Source organism: Kitasatospora sp. NPDC059817, assembly GCF_042731835.1.
Classification (GTDB): domain Bacteria; phylum Actinomycetota; class Actinomycetes; order Streptomycetales; family Streptomycetaceae; genus Kitasatospora.
In genome coordinates, this window is the sequence record NZ_JBHWIR010000371.1 from 1 (window position 1) to 3156 (window position 3156).

Below are 3156 nucleotides of genomic sequence, written 5' to 3' on the forward strand. Positions count from 1 at the left end.
GGCATCAGGACGGTGTCGACGATGTAGACGGTGGCGTTGGCGGTCTGGATGTCGCCGCACAGCACCTTGGCGGCGGAGTTGACGGTGAAGTCCGGGGCGGCGCCGGTCACGGTGAGGTCGTCGGCGGCCAGGGTCTTGTGCCCGCCGGCGAGTGCCGCGGGAGCCAGGCGCTGGGGGACGACGTGGTAGGTGAGGATCTTGGTGAGCTTGTCCTTGTCGGCGAGGACGGCGTCGAGGTCCTTCTTCGGGAGCTTGGCGAAGGCGTCGTTGGTGGGGGCGAAGACGGTGATGTTCTTCGCGGAGTTGAGGGTGTCCACCAGGCCGGCCTGCTTGACGGCGGTGACGAGGGTGGACAGCAGCGGGTTGTTGGAGGCGGCGGTGGCGACCGGGTCCTTGGCCATGCCGGTGAAGCTGCCCGCCCCGTCCTTGGGGACGGCCGCGCACGCGGTGCCGAACGGCTGCCCGGCCGTCACCTGCTCGGCGGCCTGGGCACCGGAAGCCTGGGCACTGGACGGCTGGGGTGCGGCGGCCGCGGTGGTGCTCTTGGCCGTGTCCGAGGACTTCGCGTCGCCGCCGCCGCTGCTGCTGCACGCGCTCAGGGAGGCGGCCAGCAGGCCGGCGGCGAGGACGGCGGCGAAGGGCTTGCGGACCAGGACGGTCGTGTTCATGGACGGATTCTCCTGTCAAGGGGCATCGGGCGGATCCCGGATGCCGAAGGGGTGGGGAGGTCGTGGGGTGGGGTCAGGTGACGGTGACGACGACGCTGTGCCAGCCCGTCGCGCCCGAGGGGTAGGGGGGTGTGCGGGTCTCGGGCTGGACGGCCCCGGTGGCGTCGGTGGCGCGGGCCTCGATGCGGTGGGTCCCGGGGGCGGCGCCGGTCCAGGCGTGGGTCCACTGGCGCCACAGGTCGGGCCCGGCGTCGGCGGCCAGTTCGGCCTGCCGCCAGGGCCCGCCGTCGACGCGCACCTCGACGGCGGCGATGCCGCGGTGGGTGGCCCAGGCGGTGCCGGCCACCGTCACGTCGCCGGGCGGCACGCGGGCGAACGGCGCGGGCACGTCGATCCGCGAGGCGGTGCGGACCTCGCCGGTGCGGTCCCAGCCGCGCCGCACCCAGTACGGGTCGCGGGCGGCGAAGGTGGTCACCTCCAGGTCGACGAGCCACTTGGTGGCCGAGGTGTAGCCGTAGAGGCCGGGCACCACCGTGCGGCAGGGGAAGCCGTGTTCGACGGGCAGCGCCTCGCCGTTCATCGCCACCGCGAGCAGCGCCCGGCGCCCGTCGAGGAGCGTCTCGACCGGGGTGCCGATCGTCATGCCGTCCTGCGAGCGGCCGACGAGCTGCTCGGCGCCGGAGCGGACGCCGGCGCGGCGCAGCAGGGCGGGCAGCGAGGCGCCGAGCCAGCGGGTGGTGCCCGCGTAGGGGCCGCCGACCTCGTTGGAGACGCAGGACAGGGTGTGGTCCAGCTCCTCCAGCCCGAGGGCGAGCAGGTCGTCGAAGCCGATCAGCAGTGGGCGGTCGACCAGGCCGTGCAGCCGCAGCGACCAGGCGCGCGGGTCGATGCGCGGCAGGGTCAGGGCGGTGTCGACGCGGTAGAAGTCGGCGGTGGGGGTGATGAACGGGGGCAGGCCGGGGACCGTGGCGCCGACGGCGCGCGGCAGTGGCGGCGCCGGGTGCAGCGGCGGCGGCAGGCGGACGGCGGCGCGGGCCGCGCTGACGTCGCCGCGTCGGTCGGACAGGACGCGTCCGGCCGTGCCGAGGGCGGCGGCTGCGCCGATCGTGGCGCCGGCCGCCAGGACGCGCCGCCGCTCGGGCCCGGCCGGCCGGACCGCGCCCGAGCGGCGGGAAGGGCCAAGGAAAGGGCCAAGGGAGAGGGTGGGGCCGGTCAGCCACCACAGCACGGCGACCGCGCCGCCCGCCGCGGCGGCGGAGGGCAGCAGGTCGGTGGGGACGGCCTGCGGGCGGGCCAGCGCGGCCCAGGCGCCGAGGCCGCCGAAGGCCGCGAACAGGGCGGCGGCCGCGCCGCGACGGCGTCCGGCCAGCACGCCGAGGGCCGCGGCCGCGAGGCCCATGACGGTGTAGATCCCGCCCAGCAGGACCGCCTTGTCGCCGGTGCCGAACCGCTGGACCGCCCACGCCTTGACGGCGGTGGGCGCGAGGTCGATCGCCGCCGAGCCGATCGCCACCACCGGTGAGGCCTGGGGGCGGGTGAACGCCGCCGCCGCCTCGCCGGCTCCCACGGCCGCGGCGGCGGCCGCCAGCCCGCACAGCGCCGCGACGGCCGGCCCGGCGGCACGGGGGCGTGCTCGGGGGAGGGCGCCCGGCGGGCTGCTGCTCGTCTCATCGGTCACGGTCCTCATTCGGCGGTCCGGCTCCACCGGATGGGTGCGAGTCCGGATACCCCCCGATCGGGTGAAATTGCTCTGGCCGGGTGACACCTCCCGGCCAGAGCCGGGGCCGCGCTGAGGCCGCCCAAGGGCACCCGGGGCGCCCCCGGGGGGTCGGCCCGGGCCCGTCCGGAGTGTTCAGCCGCGTCACGCGTAGCGGTGAATTCGCCGTCCACGGGCATCGCGCGGCAGGCCGTCACCCGCCCGGTGCCGAATCCGTGCACGGCACCGTCACCGTCACCGTCTCCGTCTCCGTCTCCTGACCCCGACCTGACCGACCTGGCCGACCTGACCGACCCGGCCTTCCGCCCGACCCGGTTCGGCCGCTCAGGTGAACGGGATCAGCAGGACCGGCGCCCCCGTGGGGTGAGCGGAGCCGGCCGAGGGCTCCACCGTGACGCCGATGCCGCGCGCACCGTCCAGGGGGCCGTCCAGCAGGAACGCGCCGTCGCCCCGGGGCATCAGCCCCGCCGGGCGCATCGCGGCGCCGTCGTCGAACCACAGCTCGTACGCCGTGCCGTCCGCCGGGGCGGGCAGGCCGGAGGCCAGGAGGACGGCCCGGCCCCGGCCGTGCGACCAGACCACCGCCCCGCTGCCGGTGCCGCCGGCCGCCGGGCCGCTCGCCCGACGGGCGTCGGGTGCCGCCAGCAGCCCGGTGACCTGGTCCTGGTGCCGCTGCAGCGCGGCGGCGAGGGCCCTGGCCCGGTTAGCCGCCCGGTGCTGCTGGACTGCCACGCCGCCGAGGGCCTCGTCCTCCGCCAGACATGCCGCCAG

The 3156-nt window shown here is 76.8% G+C and carries 3 protein-coding genes; all 3 read right to left on the reverse strand.

Annotated features, from left to right (window positions below):
* On the reverse strand, positions 1 to 668 hold a 668-nt coding region (locus tag ACFV61_RS35335; protein ID WP_380496220.1), incomplete at its 3' end, for a fasciclin domain-containing protein.
* A 73-nt stretch (positions 669 to 741) separates the two neighbouring features.
* The gene (locus ACFV61_RS35340) at positions 742 to 2355 is read right to left on the reverse strand and encodes a molybdopterin-dependent oxidoreductase (RefSeq protein ID WP_380496222.1); all 1614 of its coding nucleotides are present in this window, start codon (positions 2353 to 2355) and stop codon (positions 742 to 744) included.
* Between the two features lie 354 nt (positions 2356 to 2709).
* On the reverse strand, positions 2710 to 3156 hold a 447-nt coding region (locus tag ACFV61_RS35345; RefSeq protein ID WP_380496224.1), incomplete at its 5' end, for an anti-sigma factor.